Source organism: Amycolatopsis sp. PSD-21 (assembly GCF_055561455.1).
In genome coordinates this window covers 8616127-8640758 of sequence record NZ_CM145712.1, presented here as the reverse complement: position 1 = coordinate 8640758, position 24632 = coordinate 8616127, and the positions used below count along the sequence as shown (strand labels likewise).

Annotated in this window: 22 protein-coding genes; 13 read left to right on the top strand and 9 right to left on the bottom strand. The window is 64.9% G+C overall.

All coding sequences use genetic code 11. From position 1 onward, the window contains the following. From ACZ1DY_RS40615 to ACZ1DY_RS40600, 4 genes are read right to left on the bottom strand one after another with little or no spacing between them, the layout of a single operon-like run. Positions 1 to 1323 (bottom strand): GH1 family beta-glucosidase, encoded by a 1323-nt coding sequence (locus tag ACZ1DY_RS40615; protein WP_465482835.1) that lies wholly within the window; start codon positions 1321 to 1323, stop codon positions 1 to 3. After that, positions 1320 to 2141, bottom strand: coding sequence for a carbohydrate ABC transporter permease (locus ACZ1DY_RS40610; protein WP_465482834.1), 822 nt, complete (start codon positions 2139 to 2141; stop codon positions 1320 to 1322). Before ACZ1DY_RS40610 ends, ACZ1DY_RS40615 begins: the two co-directional genes overlap by 4 nt. A gap of 3 nt (positions 2142 to 2144) precedes the next feature. Further along, positions 2145 to 3071 carry a carbohydrate ABC transporter permease gene (locus ACZ1DY_RS40605; protein WP_465482833.1) on the bottom strand — a complete coding sequence of 309 codons (927 nt, stop codon included), beginning with the start codon at positions 3069 to 3071 and terminating at the stop codon, positions 2145 to 2147. A 7-nt stretch (positions 3072 to 3078) separates the two neighbouring features. Continuing rightward, a complete protein-coding gene (locus tag ACZ1DY_RS40600) occupies positions 3079 to 4365 on the bottom strand; it encodes an ABC transporter substrate-binding protein (RefSeq protein ID WP_465482832.1) in 1287 nt (428 codons plus the stop codon). Positions 4366 to 4658: 293 nt separating this feature from the next. Between ACZ1DY_RS40600 and ACZ1DY_RS40595 the strand changes: the two genes are divergently transcribed. From ACZ1DY_RS40595 to ACZ1DY_RS40585, 3 genes are all read left to right on the top strand, one after another. Next, positions 4659 to 6872 carry a glycoside hydrolase family 9 protein gene (locus ACZ1DY_RS40595; protein WP_465482831.1) on the top strand — a complete coding sequence of 738 codons (2214 nt, stop codon included), beginning with the start codon at positions 4659 to 4661 and terminating at the stop codon, positions 6870 to 6872. Between the two features lie 33 nt (positions 6873 to 6905). Further along, a complete protein-coding gene (locus tag ACZ1DY_RS40590) occupies positions 6906 to 7850 on the top strand; it encodes a glycoside hydrolase family 6 protein (RefSeq protein ID WP_465482830.1) in 945 nt (314 codons plus the stop codon). Positions 7851 to 8001: 151 nt separating this feature from the next. Beyond that, a complete protein-coding gene (locus tag ACZ1DY_RS40585; protein ID WP_465482829.1) occupies positions 8002 to 8823 on the top strand; it encodes a sugar phosphate isomerase/epimerase family protein in 822 nt (273 codons plus the stop codon). 147 nt (positions 8824 to 8970) lie between these two features. Here ACZ1DY_RS40585 and ACZ1DY_RS40580 read toward each other — a convergent pair whose 3' ends face one another. Continuing rightward, entirely contained in the window at positions 8971 to 10062 is a 1092-nt protein-coding gene (locus ACZ1DY_RS40580) for a PucR family transcriptional regulator (RefSeq protein ID WP_465485778.1), read from the bottom strand. A 228-nt stretch (positions 10063 to 10290) separates the two neighbouring features. Here ACZ1DY_RS40580 and ACZ1DY_RS40575 point away from each other — a divergent pair, with 228 nt between their 5' ends. From ACZ1DY_RS40575 to ACZ1DY_RS40530, 10 genes are all read left to right on the top strand, one after another. Beyond that, complete coding sequence (locus ACZ1DY_RS40575; RefSeq protein WP_465482828.1) at positions 10291 to 10713, top strand: nuclear transport factor 2 family protein; 423 nt, start codon at positions 10291 to 10293, stop codon at positions 10711 to 10713. A gap of 159 nt (positions 10714 to 10872) precedes the next feature. After that, positions 10873 to 12015 (top strand): LLM class flavin-dependent oxidoreductase, encoded by a 1143-nt coding sequence (locus ACZ1DY_RS40570; protein ID WP_364148177.1) that lies wholly within the window; start codon positions 10873 to 10875, stop codon positions 12013 to 12015. A 251-nt stretch (positions 12016 to 12266) separates the two neighbouring features. Further along, positions 12267 to 13898, top strand: a complete 1632-nt coding sequence (locus ACZ1DY_RS40565) for an amidohydrolase (RefSeq protein WP_465482827.1) — start codon at positions 12267 to 12269, stop codon at positions 13896 to 13898. A 48-nt stretch (positions 13899 to 13946) separates the two neighbouring features. Then, positions 13947 to 14315, top strand: a complete 369-nt coding sequence (locus tag ACZ1DY_RS40560; protein WP_465482826.1) for a VOC family protein — start codon at positions 13947 to 13949, stop codon at positions 14313 to 14315. Positions 14316 to 14355: 40 nt separating this feature from the next. Next, entirely contained in the window at positions 14356 to 14670 is a 315-nt protein-coding gene (locus tag ACZ1DY_RS40555; protein ID WP_465482825.1) for a DUF1330 domain-containing protein, read from the top strand. Between the two features lie 46 nt (positions 14671 to 14716). Beyond that, positions 14717 to 16087 carry an NAD-dependent succinate-semialdehyde dehydrogenase gene (locus ACZ1DY_RS40550; RefSeq protein ID WP_465482824.1) on the top strand — a complete coding sequence of 457 codons (1371 nt, stop codon included), beginning with the start codon at positions 14717 to 14719 and terminating at the stop codon, positions 16085 to 16087. 108 nt (positions 16088 to 16195) lie between these two features. Next, positions 16196 to 16672, top strand: a complete 477-nt coding sequence (locus ACZ1DY_RS40545; protein WP_465482823.1) for a flavin reductase family protein — start codon at positions 16196 to 16198, stop codon at positions 16670 to 16672. Positions 16673 to 16792: 120 nt separating this feature from the next. Continuing rightward, positions 16793 to 18034 carry a bifunctional 3,4-dihydroxy-2-butanone-4-phosphate synthase/GTP cyclohydrolase II gene (locus tag ACZ1DY_RS40540; RefSeq protein ID WP_465482822.1) on the top strand — a complete coding sequence of 414 codons (1242 nt, stop codon included), beginning with the start codon at positions 16793 to 16795 and terminating at the stop codon, positions 18032 to 18034. Positions 18035 to 18048: 14 nt separating this feature from the next. Beyond that, the gene (locus ACZ1DY_RS40535) at positions 18049 to 18483 is read left to right on the top strand and encodes a riboflavin kinase (RefSeq protein ID WP_465482821.1); all 435 of its coding nucleotides are present in this window, start codon (positions 18049 to 18051) and stop codon (positions 18481 to 18483) included. A 587-nt stretch (positions 18484 to 19070) separates the two neighbouring features. Continuing rightward, positions 19071 to 19280: a hypothetical protein gene (locus tag ACZ1DY_RS40530; RefSeq protein ID WP_465482820.1), complete on the top strand. Its 210-nt coding sequence runs from the start codon at positions 19071 to 19073 to the stop codon at positions 19278 to 19280. Positions 19281 to 19580: 300 nt separating this feature from the next. On the opposite strand, the gene ACZ1DY_RS40525 is transcribed toward ACZ1DY_RS40530, so the two are convergent. Genes ACZ1DY_RS40525 through ACZ1DY_RS40510 form a run of 4 tightly spaced genes read right to left on the bottom strand, consistent with a single transcriptional unit; the run spans position 19581 to position 24622 of the window. Further along, complete coding sequence (locus ACZ1DY_RS40525; protein ID WP_465482819.1) at positions 19581 to 21299, bottom strand: GMC oxidoreductase; 1719 nt, start codon at positions 21297 to 21299, stop codon at positions 19581 to 19583. Between the two features lie 23 nt (positions 21300 to 21322). Then, a complete protein-coding gene (locus ACZ1DY_RS40520; RefSeq protein WP_465482818.1) occupies positions 21323 to 23341 on the bottom strand; it encodes a fatty acid desaturase in 2019 nt (672 codons plus the stop codon). Then, positions 23341 to 23658, bottom strand: a complete 318-nt coding sequence (gene fdxA / locus ACZ1DY_RS40515; RefSeq protein ID WP_465482817.1) for a ferredoxin — start codon at positions 23656 to 23658, stop codon at positions 23341 to 23343. The genes ACZ1DY_RS40520 and fdxA overlap by 1 nt, the downstream gene beginning before the upstream one ends. A 10-nt stretch (positions 23659 to 23668) precedes the next feature. Beyond that, positions 23669 to 24622 carry an NAD(P)/FAD-dependent oxidoreductase gene (locus ACZ1DY_RS40510; RefSeq protein WP_465482816.1) on the bottom strand — a complete coding sequence of 318 codons (954 nt, stop codon included), beginning with the start codon at positions 24620 to 24622 and terminating at the stop codon, positions 23669 to 23671. Positions 24623 to 24632: the final 10 nt, after the last annotated feature.

Sequence of the window (24632 nt, the reverse complement as noted above, 5' to 3'; positions counted from 1 at the left end):
TCACAGTCTGCCCCTGGCCACGACTTCGGCGTACCAGCGGGCACTGTCCTTGAGCGTGCGCTCCTGCGTGGCGTAGTCGACATGGATGATCCCGAACCGCTGCGCGTACCCGAACGACCACTCGAAATTGTCCAGCAGCGACCACAGGAAATACCCCTTCAGCGGTACTCCGAGGCCGATCGCCTCCGCACACGCCTCCAGATGCCGCTTCAGATAGTCGATCCGTGCCGAGTCGTGGATCTCGTCGTCGTAGGCCGCCCCGTTCTCGGTGATGTACAACCGTACGGCCGGATATTCGTCCTTGAGCCGCACGAGCAGGCCTAGCAGCCCGCGCTCGTCGATCTCCCAGCCGATCCCGGTGCGCGGGCGGCCGCCGTCGACCTGGGCGACGCGATCCGAGCCGACGTAGGCCGAGGGCGTCGGCACCCTCCCGGCCTCGACGAGCATGGGCGCGTAGTAGTTGATGCCGAGGAAGTCCAGCGGCGCGGCGATGGTCTTGAGATCGCCGGGCAGGACATGGTCGAACGAGGTGATCCCGGCGAGGTCGGCCAGGACGTCCTCGGGGTACTCGCCTCGCAGCAACGGGTCCAGGAAGATCCGGTTCTGCATCCCGTCGATCCGCCTGGCGGCGTCGAGGTCCGGCGCCTTCCCGCTGGCCGGGGTGACCTCGGTCAGGTTGAGCGTGATGCCGATCCGGGCGTTCGGCATCGCCTGGGTCGCGAGGCCGTGACCGAGCAGCAGATGGTGCGCGGCGCGGATCGCGGCGGCGGGCTCCTGCCGCCCGGGAGCGTGGCGACCCGTCGCGTAGCCGAGGAACGCCGAACACCACGGTTCGTTCAGCGTCGTCCAGTCGGCGACGCGGTCGGACAGCGCCTCGTACACCGTCGCCGCGTAGTCCGCGAATCGGCGCGCGGTGTCCCGGGACGGCCAGCCGCCGGCGTCTTCGAGCGGCTGCGGCAGATCCCAGTGGTACAACGTCGGCCACGGCTGGATGCCGTGTTCGAGCAGTTCGTCGATCAGGCGACGGTAGAAGTCGAGGCCGCGCTGGTTCACCGGGCCCGAACCGGACGGCTGGATCCGCGGCCACGCGAGGGAGAACCGGTACGCGCCGAGACCGAGCCCCTTTATCAGCGCGACGTCCTCTCGGTAGCGGTGGTAGTGGTCGGCCGCTACGGCGCCGGTGTCGCCATTGTCCACCTTGCCGGGAGTGGCCGCGAAGGTGTCCCAGATGGACGGGCCACGTCCGTCCTCGGTGGCCGCGCCCTCGATCTGATAGCTCGCGGTCGCGGCTCCCCACAGAAAACCGGGATCGAACGTCGTCACGCTTTGACAGCTCCTTCCATGATGCCGCCGATGATCTGCTTGCCGAACGCGAGGAACACCAGGAATAGCGGAACCGTGGCGATCAGCGCGCCGGCGAACATCAGCGTGTAGTCGGTGTAGTAACTGGTGGAAAGCTGGCTGAGGGAGAACTGCACGGTCGGGTTGTCCGCCTCCAGCACGGCCAGCGGCCAGAGGAACTCGTTCCAGGTGTGCATGAACGTGGTCAGCCCGAGCACCCCGATGCCAGGGCGCAGCGCGGGCAGGACCACGGTGAGGTAGATCCGGAATGTCGAGCAGCCGTCGATCCGGGCGGCCTCGATCAGCTCGTCCGGTACCGCGCGTTCGGCGTACTGCCGCATCAGGAACACGCCGAACGCCGAGACCAGGAACGGCACGATCACCGCTTCGAGCCGGTTCTGCCAGCCGAGTTCTACCATGATCATGTACAGCGGGATGATGCCCATCTGCACCGGGATCATCATCGTCGCGAGGATGACCAGCAGCAAGCCGTTGCGTCCGCGGAACTTCAGCTTGGCGAAGGCGAACCCCGCCAGCGAGCTGAAGAACACCACGGAGACGGTGACCGCCACCGACGCGATCGCCGAGTTGAGCATGCCGAGCAGGAAGTTGGCTTCCTCGGCCGCGAACAGCCGGGAGACGTTCGCGCCGAGGTTCGGGCCCGGCAGCAGGGGCGGCGGCCAGTCCCCGACGACGTCGTTGGACCGGGTCGCCACCACGAACAGCCAGTACAGCGGGAACGCCGAAAGCACGATGCCCACGATGAGTGTGACGTAGACGAGCGGAGAGGTCTTGCGCACGGGCTACTTCGCCCTTCTCGTGACGAGGAAGTTGATCAGTGCCAGCAGCGTGATCAGCAGGAAGATCATCCACGCGACCGCGGAGCCGTAGCCGTAGTCGAAATCGCGGAACGCCTTCTCGAACATGTACATCGACACCGTCTGGAACTGCCGCAGACTGCCGCCGGAGATGGCGAACGTGCCCTGGCCGAAGATGAGCGGCTCGGTGAACAACTGCATCCCGGCGATCGTCGAGACGATCACGGTGAACACGATCGCGGGCCGGATCATCGGCACCGTGATGCTCCGGAACTGGCGGAACTTGGACGCGCCGTCCACTGTCGCCGCCTCGTACAGTTCTTTCGGGATCGACTGCATCGCGGCGAGGTAGATCAGCGAGTTGTAGCCGATCCACCGCCAGTTCACCATCGTGGAGATGGCGATCCACGACGACCACTTGTCGGCGCGCCAGTCGATCGCGTCCACACCGATCAGGCCGAGCAGGCCGTTCACCATGCCGGCGTCGCGGTCGAAGATCTGGCTGAACACGATGCCGACCGCCGCCACCGAGGTGACGATCGGCAGCAGCACGCCCATCCGCAACGCCAGCAGCCCGCGCAGTTTCTGGTTGAGCAGGCTGGCCAGCCCCAGAGAAAGCAGCAGCTGCGGTACCGCCGACATGACGAGCATGCCGACGGTGTTCGCCACCGCGTTCCAGAAATCGGGGTCGCCGAACAGATCCGCGTAGTTGCCCAGACCGATGAAACCGTTGTCGCCGCTGGCATCCCAGTCACGCAGCGAGACCCAGGCGGTGTACAGCAGCGGGAACAGGCCGAAGATCGCGAAGATCACGAAGAACGGCGCGATGAACAGATAGGGCGAGCCTTTGATGTCCACTCGGGACAGGAAACCCGCGCTCTCGACGGGTCGTGCCCGCTGGGTTTTCAGCATGGTGGCGTCACTTCACCAAACGCTTGGCGTCTTCGACGGCCTTGGCCCAGGCTTCGTCCGCCGAAAGCTTCCTCTGTTCGACGGCGGCGAGCGCGTTCGTCACGCGGTCGTTGATCGCGACGTTGGCCGGGCCGAGGTAGACCGGTTTGATCGCCTTGGCGCTCTCGCCGAAGATCTTGCCGACGGGCGCGTTGTTGAAGTACGGGTTCGTGAAGTCCTGCACGGTCTTGTCGTCGATCGCCTCCGGTGAGGACGGGAAGTTGTTCTTCGCCTTGAACGAACCGACCTGGCCTTGGGCACTGGTCAGGAATTTCACCAGTTCGACGGCCGCGGCCTGCTGCTTACTCTGCGAGGGAACGGCCAGGAAGGAGCCGCCGCGCACAGCGCCGTTGCCGGGGATCTTGGCGACGTCCCACTTGCCCTTGTTGTCCGGGCCCGCCTGCTTCTCGATGGTGGCGAGCATCCACGACGGACACGGGATCGTGGCGAACGTGCCGTTCTTGAAACCGGCGTTCCACGGGGGGCTGTACTGGTCGATCCCGGCGGGCAGCCCGGCCTGGATCATCGCGATGGTCTTGTCCCATGCCGTCCGCACGGCGGTGTTGCTGTCGATCACGAGCTTGTTCTCGCGGTCGTAGTAAGTGTGATCACCCTGTTGCATCAGGATGTTCTGGTACACGCCTCCGGAGGAGTCGTAGAAGGCCGCGCCGGTGCCGGCGCCGATGAATTTCTTGCCGGTTTCGAGGTAGGCGTCCCAGGTGGGCCACAGTTCGGCGACCTGTGCGCGATCGGTCGGCAGCCCGGCCTTGGCGAACAGGTCGGTGCGGTAGCACATGCCCTGCGCGCCGATGTCCGTGCCGAGGCCGATCAGCTTGCTCTCGTCGGCGGACGCGGCCTGCTTCCACTTCCATTCCAGGTAGTTCGGCTTCAGCGACGCCGCGCCATGGTCGAGCAGATTCACGAACTGGTCGGGTTTCGCCAGATATTGGCTGATGATGCCCTCTTCCAGCGCGACGACGTCGCCCGCGCCGGAGCCCGCCGCCATCCACTGCTGCAGCTTGGGCGTGTAGTCGCCCAGCTTGCCGACGTTCTCTTCCTTGATCGTGATGCCCGGATGCGCCTTCTCGTACTCCTTGTAGAGCGCGTCGTAGCCGAACTGGCCGAACGTCTTGACGATCAAGGTGGTATTCCCCGAACCGGCGCCGCCGTCCTCCCCGCGGCCGCAGGCACCGGTCGCCACCAAGACGATGCCGAGCGCGGCCACGAGCAGGGCTCTCTTCGGGCGGATAGTCATGTCGAACCTCCAAGAAGTGGGTTGATTCGGAAGCGATAACAGTCGAATCGAGACCCTTTGATCACCGTTCACCTGCGCTGACGCCGCGACCCGTGCCGGTTGGAAGAGGATTTTACTGGTGGAATCTGGAAGCGCTTACAGGACTGTAACCCGCAGGTCATCGTTCTGTGAAGAGGCAAAATTCCCGGCATCCTGTCTCGACGTGACCGTTGACACATCAGGGGAGGGCGGGTGACCATTCCGCATTGACGCCGCGGTCGGCTGGTGACCCTTCGACCTCGAAAGGGCCCGGTATGTCCGTCAGACTCAGGCTGTCCGCAGCCTGCCTTCCCTTCGTGCTCCTGGCCGGAACGGCCACCGGCGCACACGCTCAGCAGTCCTATGAACGGGTGCTCAACGGCACCTTCGACACGGTCAAGGCCCCTTGGTGGAGCAGTGGCACCACACCGTCCCGAGTGGACGCCGGACGGCTATGCGCCGACATCCCGGCCGGGACGGTGAACCCGTGGGAATCGATGATCGGGCAGAACGACATACCACTGGAGGCCGGGCAGACGTACACCTTGCGGTTCACCGCGTCCGCGACCAGGGATGTCACCGTTCGGGCGGCTTTGGGCACGGCCGTCGCGCCCAGCGTCACGATGTTCAACCGGGCGGCGGCGCTCACCACCACACCCAAGGCCTTCGAGTTCACCGGCACGTCCACCGCGGCCACCCTGCACGGGCAGGTATCGCTCCAAATGGGTGGCGCGACTCAGCCGTACACGCTGTGCCTGGACGACGTCTCCCTGGCCGGCGGCGCGATCGCGCCGGGCGGCGGTCGTGACTTCGGCTCGCCGGTCCGGGTCAACCAGTGGGGCTACGCGTCGTCCGGCCCCAAACAGGCATCCATTGTGGACTCCTCGACGGGGCCGGTGCGGTGGTTGCTGCGCGATGGCGCGGGCAGGACGGTCGCCGGCGGCCGTACCCAGGTGCGCGGCGGCGACGCGATGTCGGGCGACCATGTGCACATCGCCGATTTCTCGTCGGTGCGCAAGCTGGGTACGGGGTACACGCTGGCAGTCGGTGACGCGGTCAGCCTGCCGTTCGACATCCTCAAGAATCCGTACGGCTCGCTGCGCCGCGACGCGCTCACCTACTTCTACCATCACCGCAGCGGCACCCCGATCGAGGCGAAGTACGTCGGGGAGGCCTACGCGCGCCCGGCCGGACATGTCGGTGTCGCGCCCAACAAGGGTGACGTCGAGGTCCCTTGCCTGCCCGGGACCTGCGACTACTCACTCGACGTGCGCGGCGGCTGGTACGACGCGGGTGACCAGGGCAAGTACGTGGTCAACGGCGCGCTCGCCGCTTGGCAGCTGATGGACCTCTACGAACGCTCTCTGTTCACAGGGGACTTCGAAGGTCTGCGCGACGGGCTGTTGCCGATCCCCGAGCAGGGCAACCGCGTCCCCGACGTCCTCGACGAGGCCCGCTGGGAGATCGAGTTCCTGCTGAAGATGCAGGTGCCGCCGGGTAAGCCGCTGGCGGGCATGGCGCACCACAAGATCCACGACCTCGCCTGGACACCGCTGCCGACCAGGCCGGACAAGGATCCGCAGCCGCGTTACCTGCACGCGCCGTCGACGGCTGCCACGTTGAACCTGGCCGCGGCGGGGGCGCAGTGTGCCCGGATCTGGGCGGTCTTGGACCGGGCGTTCTCACAGCGGTGCCTTGCGGCGGCCGAAAGCGCGTGGACGGCGGCGCTGGCGAACCCCGAGCGCTACGCTCCGAGGACGGACAGCGTCGGCGGCGGCCCTTATGACGATAACGAAGTCTCCGACGAGTTCTCCTGGGCCTCGGCTGAGTTGTACGCGACCACCGGCAAGCGCGCCTACCTGGACCGGGTCACCACCAAGCTGACGGCCGCCGGTTTCTCCTGGCGCGACACCGGGGGACTGGCCGACCTCACCATTGTGCGGCTGCCGTTCCGCTTCCCCCTCAGCCGGGTCGTAGCGGCCCGCGAGCGCGTCCTGCGGGTCGCCGACGGTTACGTCCGGAACATCTCCTCCCAGGGGTACCCGAACCCGTACCTGCCATCGGACGGCGTATACGTCTGGGGGTCGAACAGTGCTACGACGAACAACGCGATGATCCTGGCCACGGCATACGACCTCAGCCACCGCAAGGAATACCGCGACGCCGTGTGGGCGTCGATGGACTATCTGCTCGGCCGCAACGGGCTCAACCAGTCGTTCGTCACCGGCTACGGCGAACGAGCCAGTCACAACCAGCATCACCGGATCTTCGCGAACGAACTCGATCCGAGACTGCCGAACCCGCCCGCCGGGTCCATCGCGGGCGGCCCGCATTCCGCGCTGGCCGACCCGGTCGCCAAGCAGAACCTGCCCGGCTGTGCGCCGGCGAAGTGCTACATCGACGCGATCGGTTCGTATTCCACCAACGAAGTGGCGATCAACTGGAACTCGTCTTTGGCGTGGGTGGCGGCGTTCGCCGACTCCCGCTGAGTCCTCCTCCCCCCACCGGAAAGGAGGTCCACAATGAAGTGGACCGTCCGCCTCACGGCGGTGCTCGTGTCACTCCTCGCAGGAACGGCGACGCCCGCGAGCGCCGCCAGTCCGATCGATCTGACCAGCGGTTTCTACGTCAACACGAACTCCCTGCCCGCGACCTGGGCCAGGAGCAACGCCGGGGATCCGCGGGCCGCGCGGATCCAGTCGGCGATCGGCGCGCGGCCGATAGCCCGGTGGTTCGGCAATGACGCGAACATCGGGAGTACCGTCGCGAACTACACCGGTGCGGCCGACGGGCAGGACAGGCTACCCGTCCTGGTGGCCTACAACCTGCCCGGCCGCGACGCCTGCGGCGGGCATTCCGGCGGTGGTGCGGGCAGTGTGAGCGCCTACCGGACGTGGATCTCGGGGTTCGCGGCCGGGATCGGGACCAAACCCGCGGTCGTGATCATCGAGCCGGACGCGCTCGGAGACTTCAGTTGCATGACCGACGCGGCGATCCAGGACCGGCTCGGCATGCTGACCTATGCCACGCAGATGCTCCAGCAGAAGGCGCCCAACACCTACGCTTACCTCGACGGCGGCAACGCCGGCTGGGTCGCGGCGGGCACCATGGCGAGCAGGCTGAACTCGGCGGGCGTACGCAACGTCCGCGGCTTCTCGGTCAACGTTTCGAACTACTACACGACCGCGCAGTCGGCGTCCTACGCCAACTCGGTGAACTCATCCTTGGGCTACGCGGCGAAGTTCGTGATCGACACCAGCCGCAACGCCAACGGCCACAATGGGCAGTGGTGCAACCCGCCGGGCCGGAAACTGGGTGTTCCCGCGCAGGTCGGCGGCGGTGGAGCGGAGCTGCTGCTGTGGGTCAAGACTCCGGGAGTCTCGGACGGCACCTGCGGGATCGCGCCGTCGGTGCCCGCCGGGCAGTTCAGCCCGGACCTGGCCATCCGGCTGATCGACGGCACGTGACAGCGTGAGCTGAAGCGGACTTTGCCCACCAGTCGATGCGGCGAGAGCTCCTGTTGCCGCATCGACTGGTGGGAAAGCCTCCTTCGGCTCTCTCGCTTGACATACTGAGAAAGCGCTTTCAGGATGGACGCGACCGGTCAGAGGAGACAAAGTGCACCGACGATTCGCCATGAGCACGCTGGGCACGCCCGGTGTCTCCGTGGCCACTGCCGCCGACGTGGCCGCGGCTCACGGCTGTCACGGCCTGGAACTCCGCGCCTATGCCGGCGAGGACGTCCACTTAGGCCTTCCGGAGCGGAAAGCCGCGGGGGTACTGACGCGGATCCGAGACGCTGGACTGGAAGTGTCCTGCCTCGCCGGCTATGCGAAGGTCTGTTCGCCCGGTCCGGACGAGCCGGTGATCGCCGAACTCAGGGCTCTGATCGATCTGGCTCACTGGCTTGACGCGCCTTCGATCCGCGTTTTCCCTGGCGGTGACGGCCAGGCCCACGACCGGATCGCCGCCGTGCTCGACGACCTCGAAGCCGCCGGAGTCCGCTTGCTCGTCGAGACCCACGACTCCCATCCGACCGGCGGGTGCGCGATGAGCCTCGTCGAACCGTTCGGTGACCCCGCCCGCGTCGCGGTGCTCTGGGACGCGCTGCACCCGTGGCGCTCCGGCGAAGCCCCCACCGAGACCCGGGCCGTGCTCGGCGAATACCTCGGTTATTTCCAGGTCAAGGACGCTGTTTCGGTCGAGGACACAACGCCCGTCTCGCCGGGGGAGGGCGCCGTCCCGCTCGGCGAATGTGCCGAGCTGCTGCGGGACTGGTCCGGCTGGATCTCCCTGGAGTGGGAGAAGGCCTGGTATCCGGACATCGTGCCGGTCGCCGCGCCCCTGCGCGCGGCCGCTGCCTGGTTCGCCAGGCTCGGGAGTGTGAAAGCGCCTTCAAAGGAGGATGGACGAACACGCGGGTACTCGGCGTCGTCATGAAGGACATCAGTTGGGCAAATGGACACTCCGGCGCGCTCGGACCCGGCGACCGGTGAGACGGCTGGGTGGCCGACGTCGGCCACGAACCGCGTCGCGTCCTCGGGGGAACTTTCCGCGAATGCCGGGCAGCTCTGACATCCGGGCGCGTCAGTCCAGGAGGTCGTGAACAGCTATCAGGAAGAGTACCGAGCGGGTGGGGACGGTGAGATCGAGGCCCGTGAGCGTTCGGATGCGCCGCAAGCGGTTGAGGATGGTGTTGCGATGGCAGTACAGCCGTGTGGCGACCTCTGACATCGAGCCGGAAGATGCGTACTCCACAGCCACCTGCAGCAGGACCTTCAGCTCTTTCTCCGGGAGTCCGCGGATGCCCGCTGTGACGCTCTGGGCGAACTCCGGGGCGGCTTCCACAAGCCGGGTCGACAGGAACGGTATCCAGACGTCCTTGAGTTCCACTGGCCAGGAACGAACAGTGGAGCGGCTGCACTCGTACAGCTCGACGGCGAGTTTGCAAGTGCGCGCGAGTTCGGCCAGCCCGCCGACCACCGGCCCGATGGCGGCAGAGGTGTGCTTGAGGAGCTTCCGCAACGGGTCCGTGTCTTCGCTTCGCCAATCCGTGACCAGCAGGCTGTGCTGTTCGCCGACGTAGATGCACGCCTTGTTACCGGACGCGACCAGCTGAGTGGCGACCTGGCGGAGCTCGTGGTCGCGTGCGATTTCGGTCGCGACCGCCACGAACTGCCCGTCGATCGGAACCTCGAGTGCCTCGCCGAGCTCCTGGATCACCTTGGTGGACCGTTCGCCCCGCTCGATCACCGCTGTCAGCAAGCGAGATCGATCGCTGAGGCGTTTGTCGGTCATCCTCGACAGCTCTTCGAGGTAGCCGATTTGGACGTCAGAGGAATAGCCCTCGACTACCCCCCAGATCGTCTCGACGCCATCGATGAGCAAGGCTAGGTCAGCGGCTTCCGCGTGGCGCCGGATGCTCGCCCACAGCACGTGGAAGTCGAGCCTCACCGCGGTCAACAGATCGCTGAGAGGAACGCCGACGCGCGCCCTGCCCTGTCCGAGCCGCCTGCCCGCCCGGATCGCGTCCGCCCCGCACATCCGGTCGGCCGGATCCGCCAGCTGGCCCAACAAGTAGCTGAACGCTTCGGTGGCGTCGGCACGGACGTCTGTCAGCGAGACGCTCCCATCGCGATAGGCCTCCAGCGCCATCACTCGGTCCATGAAGTCATCCACGAGCAGCGGAAGGTTCGAGCGTACCTGCGCGATCAGCTGTTGCCACCTCGATGTCACGGTGCGAGCCCATCACATCAGGGCCGCTTCGCTCAACTGTGTGCAAGTGCACAACGTCGAGCTCGCCTGGGCCGGAAAATTTGATGCATGCGCACCTATGCGCCGACGTGACGTACGTCTTAACCTTTTTGGCGGATGGTGAATTGCGGGTAACCGGGAAGGAGAGAACGAATGTCGGCGAACGATCAAAAAGAGGTGGTCGAGCTATACAAGAGCTGGTGCACCGCGTTCCAGTCGCTCGACGTGTCTGGTATGAAAAAGCTGTTCGACCAGGAGTTCCAAGGCTTGATCTATCAATCCGAGGAAACCGAGTCGCCGATGTACACTTGGGGCGAAATCGACGCCTACTGGGACAATATCCCGGGTATCGTGTCGTCCATTCCGGAGTGGCGGGTGCTCGACGAGAAGGTCGCTGTCGACGACGACGCGGCGACGGTCTACCTCAAGCTGGCGACACATATCGAACTCGTCGGCGCGAAGGAGCCGTTGGTGGGCGTCCTGCGTGCGACGCTCGGTGCACGCAAGCGTGACGGCGTCTGGAGGCTTGTAAGCCTGCACGAATCTCGCCACGTCGATCTGACGCACCTGTTCTAGGGAGCTCATCGCGACCCTTGTTCTGGGCAGCGATGCATCTTCACATCTATTTCGCTCGGGTTATCCGCTCGCGGTGAAAGTCGTTACTCGTTGCGGGCGGTGAATGCTGCCCTATTTTCCTGTATTTCCAGGCGCAGGTTCCATGCGAAAGGTTTAGGTATGAAGTTCGGGCTAATCACAGAGGCCGAAGTCGCGAAGGGCACCACGCACCACGTAAGGTACCACGAAATCATCAAAGAGGCCCTGTTCGCGGAGGAAATGGGCTTCGACTTCTGGGGAACGTCGGAACAGCACATGGTGCCGACCGCGTACACGGTCTCCGCTCCGGAAACCCTCTACGGCGCGGTTGCCGCGCTGACGTCGCGGATGAAGATCCGCCCGATGTCCGTCGTTATGCTGAAATTCAACCACCCGATCCGCATCGCGGAGCGGCTGGCCACTTTGGATATCCTCACCAACGGCCGGCTGGAGGTGGGCACCGCCCGCTCGAACAACGTCGCGTATCTCAACGCCTTCGGGGTCGACCCGACGACGACCCGGGATGAATGGCTGGAGACGCTGGAAGCGTCGATGATGGCTATGCAGCAGGTGCCCTTCAAGTACAAGGGCAAGTTCTACGACATCGACGAGTGCTACATCTCGCCTCGGCCGTACTCGATCGAACCCCCGCCGGTGTACGTCGCGGCGACGAGCTTCGAGTCACACCACCTCGCCGGCACCCTGGGCATCGGGACCATGACGCTGGAGACGTGGTTCGGCTGGGAGTATCTGGAGAAGTGCGTCGAGGCGCACAAGGAAGGCTTCAAGGAGGCGAAGCCCATTGGTGGCTTGTGGAAGCCGAACCCGGCTCGCGCCTTCCTCACGTTCCCCGCACACGTGGCCGAGACGCGTGAGAAGGCCATCGAGGAGGCTCGCAGCACGATTCAGGGCCTGTTCGTGCACGTGGCCGAGCTCTACACCGCGGTCGCGAAGGGCGAGGCCGCCGCGGGTGGCAGTTCCTACAGCTATGCCATGAAGATGCTTGACCTCCTTCCCCACAAGGACGACATCGATTACCTTATCGAGTCGAGCCCGACGATCTTGGTCGGCACGCCTGACGAGGTCATCGAAAAGATCAAGAGGTACCGGGAACTGGGTATCGACGAGGTCATTCTCAAGATCGACAACTACGGCCACGCCGCGAACATGCGCAGCATCGAGATGTTCGGCAAGTACGTCTTCCCGGCGATCAACAACCCCTCGGCGATCCCGGAAAACGAGTACGAGCACATGGGAGTTCCGGTCAAGCAATTCATGCTCTGAGGCCTTCTCGGCTCGGTTTGCGCGAATGGCCCGGAGGGGCACCGAAGTGGTTCCCCTCCGGGCCATTCGCGGCACGAGTCCGCGTCGTCAGCGGTGCGGGGTACAAGCCGGAGCAAGGTTTATCCGGATTTGTCGATCCCTCTTGCCCGGTTGCCGCCGAAAGCGGGGAAGTGCCACCGGCTTCGGCACACTCGTTCTTGGTCCTGCGTCGGCCGGGTGACCCCACCCCCAGAACACGAGGTTAGGAGATCATGGACGTCGACCTCATCGTCCGCAACGCGCGAGTGCTCACCCTCGACGCTCATAACACGGTGTCCGGCGCGGTGGCAGTGCTCCACGGACGCTTCGTCGCTGTCGGCGACACCTCCGGATTACGTGCCAGCAGGACCGTGGACGCACAGGGCGCGGTAATGGTTCCGGGCTTCAGCGACGGGCACAATCACATGGCATGGTACGGACTCGCGCTCAGCGAGATCGATCTTCTCGCCGCGACCAGCCTTGACGAGCTGTACGAAATGGTCGGCGAGCGCGCCAAGATCACCCCACCGGGAGAGTTCATCCTGGGCAGTGGCTACTACCATGAACGTCTGGGCGGGCATCCGGACCGGTTCGTCCTCGACAAGGTCGCGGACGGCCGTCCCGTCTGGCTCAAGCACGGTTCTGGCCACATGGCGTTCGTCAACTCGGCCGTTCTCGAGCGTATCGGTCTGCTCGACGGGACAGCCACCGTTCCAGTCGGAGGGGTCGCGGCCCGCGACGAGCACGGTAGGTTCACCGGCCTGCTGGAGGAACGGGCCCAGAATCTCGTCGTCGGCCTCGTCACCCCGTACTCCGTCGACCGGCTGAGCGGGGCTCTCGGCGAGGCATCGCGGATCTACGCCGCTGAAGGACTGACCCACGTCACCGAGGCCGGTATCGGCGCCGGATGGATCGGCAAGTCCCCGATCGAGCTACAGGCGTACGCCAAGGCACTGGCTGACGGAACGCTGACGGTGCGAGCGCAGCTCATGCCCACCGTCGACGCGTTGCACGATCTGCACGCCCACGCGGACGACGATGTGGAGTTCGGTCTCGATCTGGGCATCTGTACCGGCTTCGGCGACGACCGGCTGCGGCTCGGCCCCATGAAGATCTGGGTCGACGGTGGTATGGCCAGCCGTACGGCCCATATGCACGACGCGTTCTGCGACCACCCTGGTCACGGCTACTTCCAGGATGATCCCGAGCTTATGCGTGCCCGCATGCTGCAGGCGCATCGAGCGGGCTGGCGGATCGCCGCGCACGCCATCGGCGACAAGGCGATCGACCACACGCTCGACACCTTCGCCGAGGCGCAGCGGATCAAGCCCCGCCCCGCCGCGCGGCACCGGATCGAGCACGCCGCGTTCACCCACGACCGGCAGTTGCGAAGAATGGCTGAACTCGGCGTGACCCCGATGCCCCAGGCGCACTTCGTGCACGACCTGGGCGAGACGATGCTCGCCGCCGTCGGGCAGGAGCGCTCGCACATGCTGTACCGGCACGCCTCCTTCCTTGCCGCGGGACTGCGGGTGCCTGGAAGCTCGGACCGTCCGGTCGCCACCGGCGCCCCGCTGCGGTGCATCCAGTCCATGGTCGAACGGGTGACCGACGCGGGCAACGAGGTGGGTCCCGGCGAACGTGTCGACGCGCTGACCGCCCTGCGTTCCTACACCGTCGACGGCGCGTGGATCGCCGGCGAGGAGGACGTCAGGGGAACCATCGAAACGGGCAAGTTCGCCGATTTCGTGCTGCTCGGCGACGACGTGACCACCGTCGACTCCAGCGCGATCGGCTCCGTCGAAGTCGCCGCGACCTTCCTCTCCGGAGAGCCGACGCACGGTGCCGCCGCTGTCGGCTGGTGACTCCGACATCGTGACCGACCACTCATCCGACTTCTTGAACGGAGCACTATGAGCCCTCAAAACCCTGGTGACGCAGTTCGTATCGGCAACGTTCTCGTGCCGACCTCGGACATGCGGCGCATGCGCGAGTTCTACACCATCGCGCTCGGCCTGGCCGTCAAATTCGCCGACGGTGACCGTTTCGTCGCGCTCGACGGCGGTTCGACAACCCTGGCTCTGGTTTCGCCGGAGGAGGATGTCACCTCCGGCAGGGTCGCCGCTTCGTTCAAAGTCGCCGACGTGCACAGCGTTCTCGAGGCTGTCCAGCAGGCCGGTGGCACTGTCGTGAGGCAGCCGGAAGAGGGACCGCATGAGATTCGTGCGGTAGTCGCGGACCCCGCGGGCAATATCTCGGTCGTCTACGCGCCGATCCCCTAGTCCCAGTGGCCTGGTTCCCACCTCACAGGAAGTGGAGTTCATGATGACGCAACCGGCATACATGCTGTTCGCCCTGACTGTCACCGACGAAGACACGCACCAGGATTATCTCGCCAAGGCTGTCGACAGCCTGGCCGGTACCGGTGTCGAAGTCGTCTTCACCAGCGATGCGGTGGCCGCGGTCGAAGGTGACATTCCGTTCGAACGGCTGGTGCTCCTGAAGTTTCCGAGCACTGAGGCGGCGAAGGACTGGTACTCCTCGCCCGCCTACGCGGCCGCCCGGCAGTTGCGGTTCGCGTCCGCCGCGACCGCCTTCGCCGCGCGTATCGAATCCGGCGCGGCCGAAGGCCAATGACCTCTCTCCGAGCGGAAAAGCAGACGCGAATGAAAGGCGGCAACGCATGTACAGGGTGACCAATCCGCTCACCGGTGGCGTGGAGCGCGAGTATGAAGCGCATACGGACGCGGGGCTGGAAAAATTGCTCACCGCGGCTCACAGCGCGTATGGGGCGTGGGACATCTCACAGCGGCAACGCCGCGCGGAAGCGCTGAACCGCATCGGTGACACGTTCCTCGAACGGCGTGACGAGCTCGCCGAGATCCTCGTGCGTGAGATGGGCAAACCGATCCGGGAGGCCCGTGACGAGGTCTCCTTGACCGCGTCGATCTTCAAGTACTACGCCGAGAACAGCGAGACGTTTCTTGCCGACGCGGCGATCGAGGCCTACGCCGGCGGTGAGGCGGTGATCCGCAAAGAACCGGTCGGCACACTGCTCGGGATCATGCCGTGGAACTTCCCCTACTACCAGATCGCCCGTTTCGCGGGCCCCAACCTGGTCGCGGGTAACTGCGTGCTGCTCAAGCCGGCCCCGCAGTGCCCTGAGTCCGCGCTGGCGCTGGCGGAGATCTTCTACGACGCCGGTATCCCACGCGACGCGTACAGCACGATCTTCGCGACCAACGAGCAGATCCACCAGCTCATCGCCGACCCGCGGATCGCGGGCGTCTCGGTCACCGGCAGCGAGCGGGCCGGTTCCGCGGTCGCCGAGGCCGCTGGGAAGAACCTGAAGAAGGTCATCCTCGAACTCGGCGGCTCGGACGCCTTCATCGTCCTCGACACCGACGACCTCGACGCGACCGTGGACGCCGCTGTCGGCGCGCGTGTGTACAACGCCGGCCAGATGTGCAACGCGGCCAAGCGCATGATCGTCGTCGACCAGCTGTACGACGAGTTCGTCACCCGGTTCGCCGCCAAGATGAAGTCGCTGGTGGTCGGCGACCCCCGTGAGGACGGCACCGACCTCGGCCCGTTGTCGTCGGTCCAGGCGGCCGACTCCCTCCTCGAGCAGATCCAGGATGCCGTGGACCGGGGTGCGACGGTCCACACGGGTGGTCGTCGCGTCGAAGGGCCTGGCGCGTTCGTCGAGCCGACCGTGCTCACCGATGTCAAGCCGGGAATGCGGGCCTACGCCGAGGAACTCTTCGGGCCGGCCGCCGTGATCTACCGGGTCCCGGACGCCGCCGCCGCGGTGGAGCTCGCGAACTCCACGCCCTACGGGCTCGGCGGCGCCGTGTTCAGCAAGGATCTCGACACCGCGCGGCAGGTCGCCGCCCGGCTCGACACCGGCATGGTCTGGATCAACAGCGCGCAAGGAACCTCGCCTGAGCTGCCCTTCGGTGGCACGAAGCGATCTGGGTTCGGTCGCGAGCTCGGTCCGCTGGGCATCGAGGAATTCATCAACAAGAAGCTCGTCTACATCCCGCGGCCGTAAACGCTGGAAGCCGAGTGAACCCTGTCGGGTAGTGGCTCGCCGCGAACCACGCAGCAACATCGAGGTACGGAGCTGTAGGGACCCCTATTCAGGAAGAGGTGGCTCAACTTGACCGAATCACAGGCGCTTCGGACAGCCTTCTCCGCGTTTCCGAGCGGCGTGACGGCTGTCGCGGCCCTTGTCGACGGCGCTCGGCCCCACGGCCTGGCGGCCAGTTCCTTCACCTCCGTCTCGCTGGACCCGCCTCTGGTCTCGGTGTGCGTCGCCAAGACGTCGACATCGTGGCCACTGTTGCGCGAGTGCCGTCGCATCGGGGTCAGCGTGCTCGCAGTGCACCAGGGCCCGCTCGCGCGGGTTCTCGCGTCGAAGACGGACTCGCGTTTCAACGAAGTCGGGTGGACGGCGTCCGACGAGGGCGCGGTCTTCATCACCGACGCCGCACTCTGGCTGGATTGCTCGATCGAGGACATCCTGCCCGGTGGTGATCACGACATCATTCTTTTCCGGGTGGGCTCGTTCGAAGCCTTCGACGGTGTCTCGCCTCTCGTCTTCCACAGCAGCAAGTTTCGTGAGCTGGTGATCTGAATGTCCTTGACATCGTTCGGACGGGCCCAGTCAGGCGCTGTCCGGCCTTCCGGAGCGTCGCGGCTGACGAATCGCGGACCCGCTGTGACACGTGTGCCGACCCACGGAAGGGGGGAAGTCGTGAACGGACCAGCCGCGGTCGAAGCGGCGATAGCCGATTTCGCCGCCGGGCGACCGGTGATCGTGGTCGACGACGAAGACCGCGAGAACGAAGGCGACCTGATCTTCGCCGCCCAGTTCGCCACCGCCGAGCTGGTCGCGTTCACCGTTCGCCACACGTCCGGATATATCTGCGTGTCGCTGACGGAAGAGGACGCGGACCGCCTCGACCTGCCGCCGATGGTCACCACCAACCAGGACCGGCGGGGGACGGCCTATGCGGTCACGGTCGACGCGAAGCACGGGATCTCGACCGGAATTTCGGCGAGCGACCGGGCGAAGACCATTCGCGGCCTGGCTGACCCGGCGTCCGGCAGCGGCGACTTCGCCCGGCCCGGTCACGTCGTCCCGTTGCGGGCCAGGCCCGGCGGGGTGTTACGCCGGCCGGGGCATACCGAGGCGGCCATCGACCTGGCGATGCTCGCGGGTCTCGCCCCGGCGGCGGCGCTGTGCGAGATCACCAGCGAGGACAACCCGGTGGAAATGGCCCGCGGCCCGGAGCTGAAGCGCTTCGCGGAAGAACACGACCTCAGGATGATCTCGATCGCCGATCTGATCGCCTACCGGTGGCGGGTCGAGAAACTGGTCCTCCGTGGTGCCTCGGCCCGTCTCCCTTTGCCGGCTGGGCGGTTCACCGCGATCGGCTATTCGTCCCTCCTCGATGAGCGTGCGCATATCGCATTCGTCTTCGGCGACTTGTCCGACGGCGAGGATGTGCTCGTCCGTGTGCATTCCGAGTGCCTCACCGGTGACGTCTTCCAGTCGATGCGTTGCGACTGCGGGTCCCAGCTGACCGCCGCCCTGTCCTCCGTCGCGCGGGAGGGCCGAGGTGTCGTCCTGTACTTGCGGGGACACGAGGGCCGGGGGATAGGACTCCTACGCAAACTGCAGGCCTATCAACTGCAGGAGCTGGGGGCGGACACCGTCGACGCCAATCTGGAGCTCGGGCTGCCTTCGGACTCCCGCGACTACGGCATCGGGGCCCAGATACTCGGCGACCTCGGGATCCATTCCGTGCGCCTGCTGACCAACAATCCCGCCAAACGCGAAGGGCTGGAAGGGTACGGACTGCAGGTTCTCGGTCAGGTGCCGCTGCCGGTGCAGGCGAACCCGCAGAACATCCGTTACCTGGAGACCAAGCGGGATCGGATGGGGCACGATCCGAAGCTGATCCTCGACGAGAACGGCGGAATCGCCCAGTGACCCGGGGAGCCGACATGAATGAGCACGTATTGTGCACGGTCAGCGGTGTCGTCGTCATCGGGGCGCAGCGCGGCCGGAAGCTGGGGTTCCCCACCGCCAACGTGCACCATAGCCCCGCGTCGGTGGCATTGCCGCCGGACGGCGTCTACGCCGGATTGTGCGACACAGGCGAGCCCATCGACGGCAGGGCCAGCTTCGCCGCCGCCATTTCGGTGGGCACCAACCCTACTTTCGATGGCACGGAGCGGACAGTAGAGGCACATCTCCTGGATTTCGCCGGTGACCTGTACGGCCGGGAGCTCACGGTGCACTTCCTGTCGTTCATCCGTGGTATGCGCAAGTTCGGCTCGGTCGACGAGCTTGTTCGTCAGATGCACGACGACAGGAGGGTCGCCCGGTCCCTGGCGGCTCGATCCGTCGGCGGGAAGCAAACGGAGGCTACAGGCTGACTGAGTTTCCCCGTCGCCCGGACAGGTTGGCGTCGCCCCAGATCACGGACTCCGATCGGCGGAGTCGATGGCGGCTTTCCCGGCGCTCGGGTTCTCGGGCGCTGGTAAGGAGATGCTCGGTCGCGCCGAAATCGTGCGGGGCCGGTCTGGTGCTGGCTCCGGAGGAGCTGAGAGATCTGCGGCCTGCTGCGGACACCTTCACGATTTCGTCTCCGTCACCGTGCTCGCCGGAATTACCGGACGGCCTGTCGAATCAAGTATTCGGGGCGTGTTCGAGTTCATCGTTGATGCATTGTCTCCACCGGTAGGATCTGCGGTCCTTTCGGCAAGTTCGCGGTCGTCCGGAAAACTTCGACGGTCCCGTATGTCGCACTGGATCGCCATTTTGGCGGTGTCAGGTCCGACGAGTCGCAAGTGTCAGGCACGGCTGGCCGGGTGCCGGTTTCCGTGTTGAACCCGCACGTCGTGAGAAGCCTTATGGCAATGGCCGGCATCGTCGAACCAAGCGGACATTCACCTGATCGGGAGTGTCGCAGGAGCATATAGTGTGGACGTATCGAGCTCATGCTGCGACAACGGGATTGACTATGTACTCAGATGCCGCGAAAAACATCAGCGGAGAGGCGACGCCGATTTTCGATGAGGTCGCGGCCTCTGTGTTGAGCTCGCTTCGCGAAGCCGCGCGTCCGTCGACCGAACTGAAATCGGCGCTCGCCTCGGCTGCCGGAGAAGTGCCGGAAGGTGTGCGCGGAGACCCAGCTGTCGCGTCGGCTGCTGAAATCGGCCGAGGTGCTTGAACGGGCGCGGTGTTTCTGATCCCTATGCGGTCCCGGGCCTTGACTGGAGGGCGTGCAGGCCGCCTCCGACGAGGGGTGACATTCACCTGTGACGCGATGGTGTCGTCGGGGATCGCGATTTCTTGCGAGAAAGTCAGGGTGACGCCGACCGCTTGAGCGGCCGGCGTCCGCGCCAGTTTCAGCTTCAGCCGAATTTCTCGCTTCTCCAGGTCCCTGAGCCGTCGCCAGTCCCTCTGGCCGCCGCGCGGCCGACGATTCTCGCGTAGTGGGGTACCGGGGAAACGGGTGATGGGGTCGTGCTCACCTGCCGTTGCGAATCTGGACGATCGGCAACCGTAAGGCCCCGGGTGCGTTCGCGGGAACGGCCGGTGCCGACGGTGTGATCGGCCGGAGCCTTCGGTAACGCTCACCGAGTCCCGGCCGTGGATCGGCGCCACCCTTGTTGGGCCAGAAGGCCAGTGCCCGTTCGGCCTGGGCGGTGATGGTCAAGGAGGGATTGACGCCGAGGTTCGCGGAAACGGCGGATCCGTCGATGACGTGCAGGCCGGGGTGACCGTAGAGCCTGTGCCATGGATCGATGACACCGCGTTCCGCCGATTCTCCGATCGGACATCCGCCGATGAAGTGTGCCGTCAACGGAATATTGGCGATTTCACCCACCGTACCGCCCGCGATGCCATTGATCTTCGCGGCGGTCCGCCGCGCTGCGTCGTTCGCCGCCGGAATCCATGTCGGGTTGGGTTCACCATGACCTTGTTTGGAGGTGAGCTTGTGTCGTCCGAAGATACCTTTCCGGCCAACGACCGTGATCGAATTGTCCAAGGACTGCATAACGAGGAGAATAATGGATTTCTCCGACCAGCGTCGCGGCCAGAGGTGCCAGGACAGGTGCCTGGGATTCGTTACGATCTCCTTGAGCCATCGCAACCAGCGGGGGAGGCGGCCGCCGCCGTCGGTCAACGCGGTCTGCAGAAGTGCCATCGCGTTGCTGCCCTTGCCGTAACGTACCGGCTCAATGTGAGTGTTCTCGTCTGGATGGAAAGAAGACGTGATCGCGATTCCGCTGCTGTAGTCGGCGCCGGCTTGTCGTGATTTGGCGCTGAGGATGGATTCGGAATTCGTACGTGTCAGTGTGCCGAGTCGACTCGAGATATTAGGGAGCGTGCCCTCGTCCTTGAGCCGGTGAAGAAGCTTCTGTGTGTTATAAGTACCCGCAGCGAAAACCACTTCTTTGGCAACGAAGGTGCGAATCTGTTTGGCTTTGGTCGATTTGCCCGTCTTGACCGTGTCCACAGCGTATCCGCTCCCCGGCAAGGGCCGTACGGAGGTGACTGTCGTCAAGGGGTGCACTCGAGCGCCGGCTTGCTCTGCCAAGTGGAGATAGTTTTTGGGTAAGGTGTTCTTGGCGTTGTATCGGCAGCCGGTCATGCAGGATCCACACTCTGTGCAGGTGCCGCGCTCCGGCCCGGCGCCGCCGAAGAACGGGTCCGGTACGGTGGTTCCGGGTGGTGTCCCGTCGGGGCCGAAGAACACCCCCACCGGGGCCGGCCGGTAGGTGTTCCCGACACCCATGCCTTCGGCGACCGCCCGCATCACGGTATCCGCCGGTGTGTGCAACGGATTGCGTACAACACCGAGCATCCGTTTCGCTTGATCATAGAACGGCGCGAGTTCGGCACGCCAGTCGGTGATGTCACGCCATTGCGGGTCTTCGTAGAACGAGTCGGACGCGGGCTCGTACAAAGTGTTCGCGTACAACAGGGAGCCGCCGCCGACCCCGGCTGCCGCGAGTACTACCACATCGCGCAGCAGTGAGATGCGCTGCAGGCCGTAACAACCGAGCCTGGGGGCCCAGAGGAAGTTGCGTAAGTCCCACGAGGTCTTTGGCAGGCTGTCCTCGTCGAATCGCCGCCCGGCTTCCAGAACTCCGACGCGGTACCCTTTTTCGGTGAGGCGCAATGCGGTGACCGACCCGCCGAAGCCGGAGCCGATCACCAGGACGTCGTATTCGCTGGTCATTGTGATTCCTGTAGTGAGAAGGGTCAGGCGTCGTAGTCGACGTCGAGACGTTCCGTCACCGGCCTGGTCTGGCAGGTGAGCAAATACCCCGCCGCGAGCTCCTCGTCGCTCAGGGCGTAATTCAGTTCCATTCGGCCGGAACCGCGGATGACCTTGGCTCGGCAGGTTCCACAGGCGCCACCCATGCAGGCGTAAGGTGCGTTCGCGCCCGCGCGCACCAATGCCTCCAGAACCGACTCGTGCCCATCGCTGTCTACGCTGGTGACATCGCCGCCCACTGTCGCGGTGATTGTCGCGGGAACGTGCTCGGAGTTGGTGGGCTCGGCGGGTTCTGTATGGAAAAGTTCGAAATGGATACTCTTGGCCGGTACCTGCCGGGCGATCAGGAGTTCCCGGGTTTCCTTGACGAGTGCTGGTGGCCCGCAGAGGTACCATGAATCGATTTCGTGGGGAGCCAATGGACCCGCCATGAGCTCGCTGATGTGCGCCGGGTTGATCCGGCTGTCCACGCGACGTTCGAATCCTGACCCTGGCTGGAATTCCGTCTGCTCGCCAGTGTTGAAGTGGATTATTTGCAAACGACCCTCGAACTGCCTGGCGAGCATCGTGAGTTCGTCGCGGAACATCGTGGTTTCAGCTGTCCGGTTACCGTAGAGAAGTGTGAACCGATTGTGCTGATGCATTGAAAGTGCGGTACTGGCCATTGAAATAATGGGGGTGATACCGCTGCCTGCCGCGATTCCGGCATAGTGCTTCGCTTTGCCGGAAACGGGATTCAAGACGAACCTGCCCGCGGGTGGCAGTACGTCGATGACGTCGCCGGCCTTGGTATCGTCGTTAAGCAGTGTGGAGAACGCGCCTATGCGTTTCACTGCGATGCGGATCAGGTTCGAGGTTGCGGACGTGCAAATCGAATAGGTACGCCGTACCTCCACCCCGTCGTCAACTCGACGTAACGTGATGTGCTGACCCGGCTTGAATCGAAAGTCGTCGCGCAGTGAGTCTGGTATGTCAAAACTTATTGACACACTGTCGGGTGTCAGCCGGCGAACTTCGGAGACCGTCAGTGGATGGAACGCCGGCCGGGCAACCGGATCTGTTGTGGCCTCGCTGGTTATTCTCCTCCAGGCGCGGTATTCCGACGCGCTCAACTCGCGACCCCAGGCGGTGAGAATCGGCACGTTTCGGCTGAGATAATCCTCCTGGTTTCGACGCCAGGCCAGAACGTAACGATAGAAAGGGATGGCAGGGTGCAGGTGGTGCACCAGGTGGTAATTCTGGTAAAGCATTATCGGAGTCAGAAGCCACTCCATGCCGACTCGCAGCCGGGTGGCTCGGAAGCGATTTTGTGCGGCGGTCTCCGGCAGCCCGTGATGTGGCAGCCAATCGAACCACCAGGCGAGTACCGCCAGCCCGATTCGCTGCGGGATCAGATAGATGACCGCGAGTTCCCAAAGGTGGCCGGAGGCTATCGTGAAAGTGACGAGCACTGCGGCGAGCGTGGCCAATGCGAGAGTTTCGAGGACTTCGCCTCGTGGTCGATGCCTCATTCGGGGCACGTAGAATCGGACGTACCAACCGTCGATGGTCAGCCAGCGGTAGGGTAATTGCCACCACGGGCCGTGACTCGTCCATGCGTCCGGGTCGACGTCGATGGCCTCATTGGTATTCCGGTGGTGTTCGATGTGGATATAGCGTATCGCTCCGAAACTCACATAGCCGGCGACGAACGGCAGGGATAGCCTGCCGAGGACCTCGTTGGCCCAAGTCCAACGGCCGGCCGCGTGGTGCGTGGCTTCGTGGAGTACCGTGAACATGGTGAAAGTGACGGCAGAGTGCAACGGAATGGTCGCCCAGGCCGAGGTATCCGTGCCGAGCGCCAACCAGGTGGCGAATATCCATAGTGCCAGTGACGCGAAGAACAGCGCGGCGGTGGGAAGCGAGATACGCGCGAGTGGGATGCCTGGGTCGGGTACTCCCCGTCGCACGGCCTGCGCCTCGGCCTCGCTGAGTACCGCATTAGTAGAATCGATGGTGGACATCAGTCGCACTTTTCGAATTCTGCGACGAAAGGCGGGTCGGCCAGCTTTTCATTCACATTGAACGAGCCGCCAGGAGAGCCGAGCTCGGCAAAAACGAGATTGCTGGTCTCTTGGAATGGCCGCCATTGGTCGTCGACGCGCTGCGCGGGGCGGATTGCCTCCACTGGGCAGACCGCTTCGCAGGCGCCGCAATCAATGCATTCGCTGGGATGGATATAAAGCATTCGTCCGCCCTCGTAGATGCAATCCACGGGACATTCTTCGATGCAGGATTTGTCCATCTCATCGATGCATGGTTCGCCGATCACGAATGCCATGAGGTTCTCCTTACTGGGTCGTGACCTGTCGGTGCGGAGCATCGGACGAATGCCCTGGCGCCAGTCCCGCGTCCGGACGTAGCTCGGCCGCCGCGTGATTCACTGCGGTCGCGACCTCGCCGAAGCCGACCGTGATCAGTTTGACCTTGCCATCGTGGGTGGCGATATCGCCCGCCGCGTAGACCCGGGGCAGGTTGGTGGCCATGGCCGTGTCGACCACGACCGAACGGTCACGCAGATTCAGTCCCCAGGTCGCGATGGGCCCGAGCTGGAGTTTGAAGCCGAGAGCGGCGACCACCATGTCCGCGCTGAGCATCGTCCCCGAGTCGAGTTCGGCGGCGTGCACCCGTTCGTTGCCGTGCAACGCGGCCACTTGCGAACCCAAGACGAGCTCGCAGCTGGAATCGTGCAGCCGCGCGACCGAATACTCGTGTGCGCGAAAGCTCTGCCGGCGGTGAACGAGCCGTACGCGGCGTGCCCTTCCAGTGGCTGCCAAGGCCCAGTCGACCGCCGAATCGCCACCGCCGACCACGACGACGTCCCGGTCAAGGAATTCGTCCAAATCAGGTACGAAGTAGTGCAGGCCACGTCCGAGAAATGCTTCCCCGCAGGGGAGCGGCCGCGGCGTGGCGGCACCGACACCCGCGGTCAGGATCACCGCACCTGCCTGAACCTCGACTCCTTCGTCGCTCGTCACTGATAGCAGGCCGTCGCGATTCTCCAGCTTCGTGGCGCGATGACCGAGCAGGTACTCGGGTTCGAATGGTGCTGCCTGCTCGACCAGCCGGTCGATGAGGTCCTGTCCCCGCACTCGCGGGAAACCAGCTATGTCGTAAATTTCCTTTTGTGGATACAGAGCGCTCACTTGGCCGCCGACCTGCGGAAGTGAGTCCATCACGGCCACGCTCAACCCGCGAAATCCCGCGTAGTATGCACCGAACAGACCTACCGGTCCGGCGCCCACCAGCAGGACG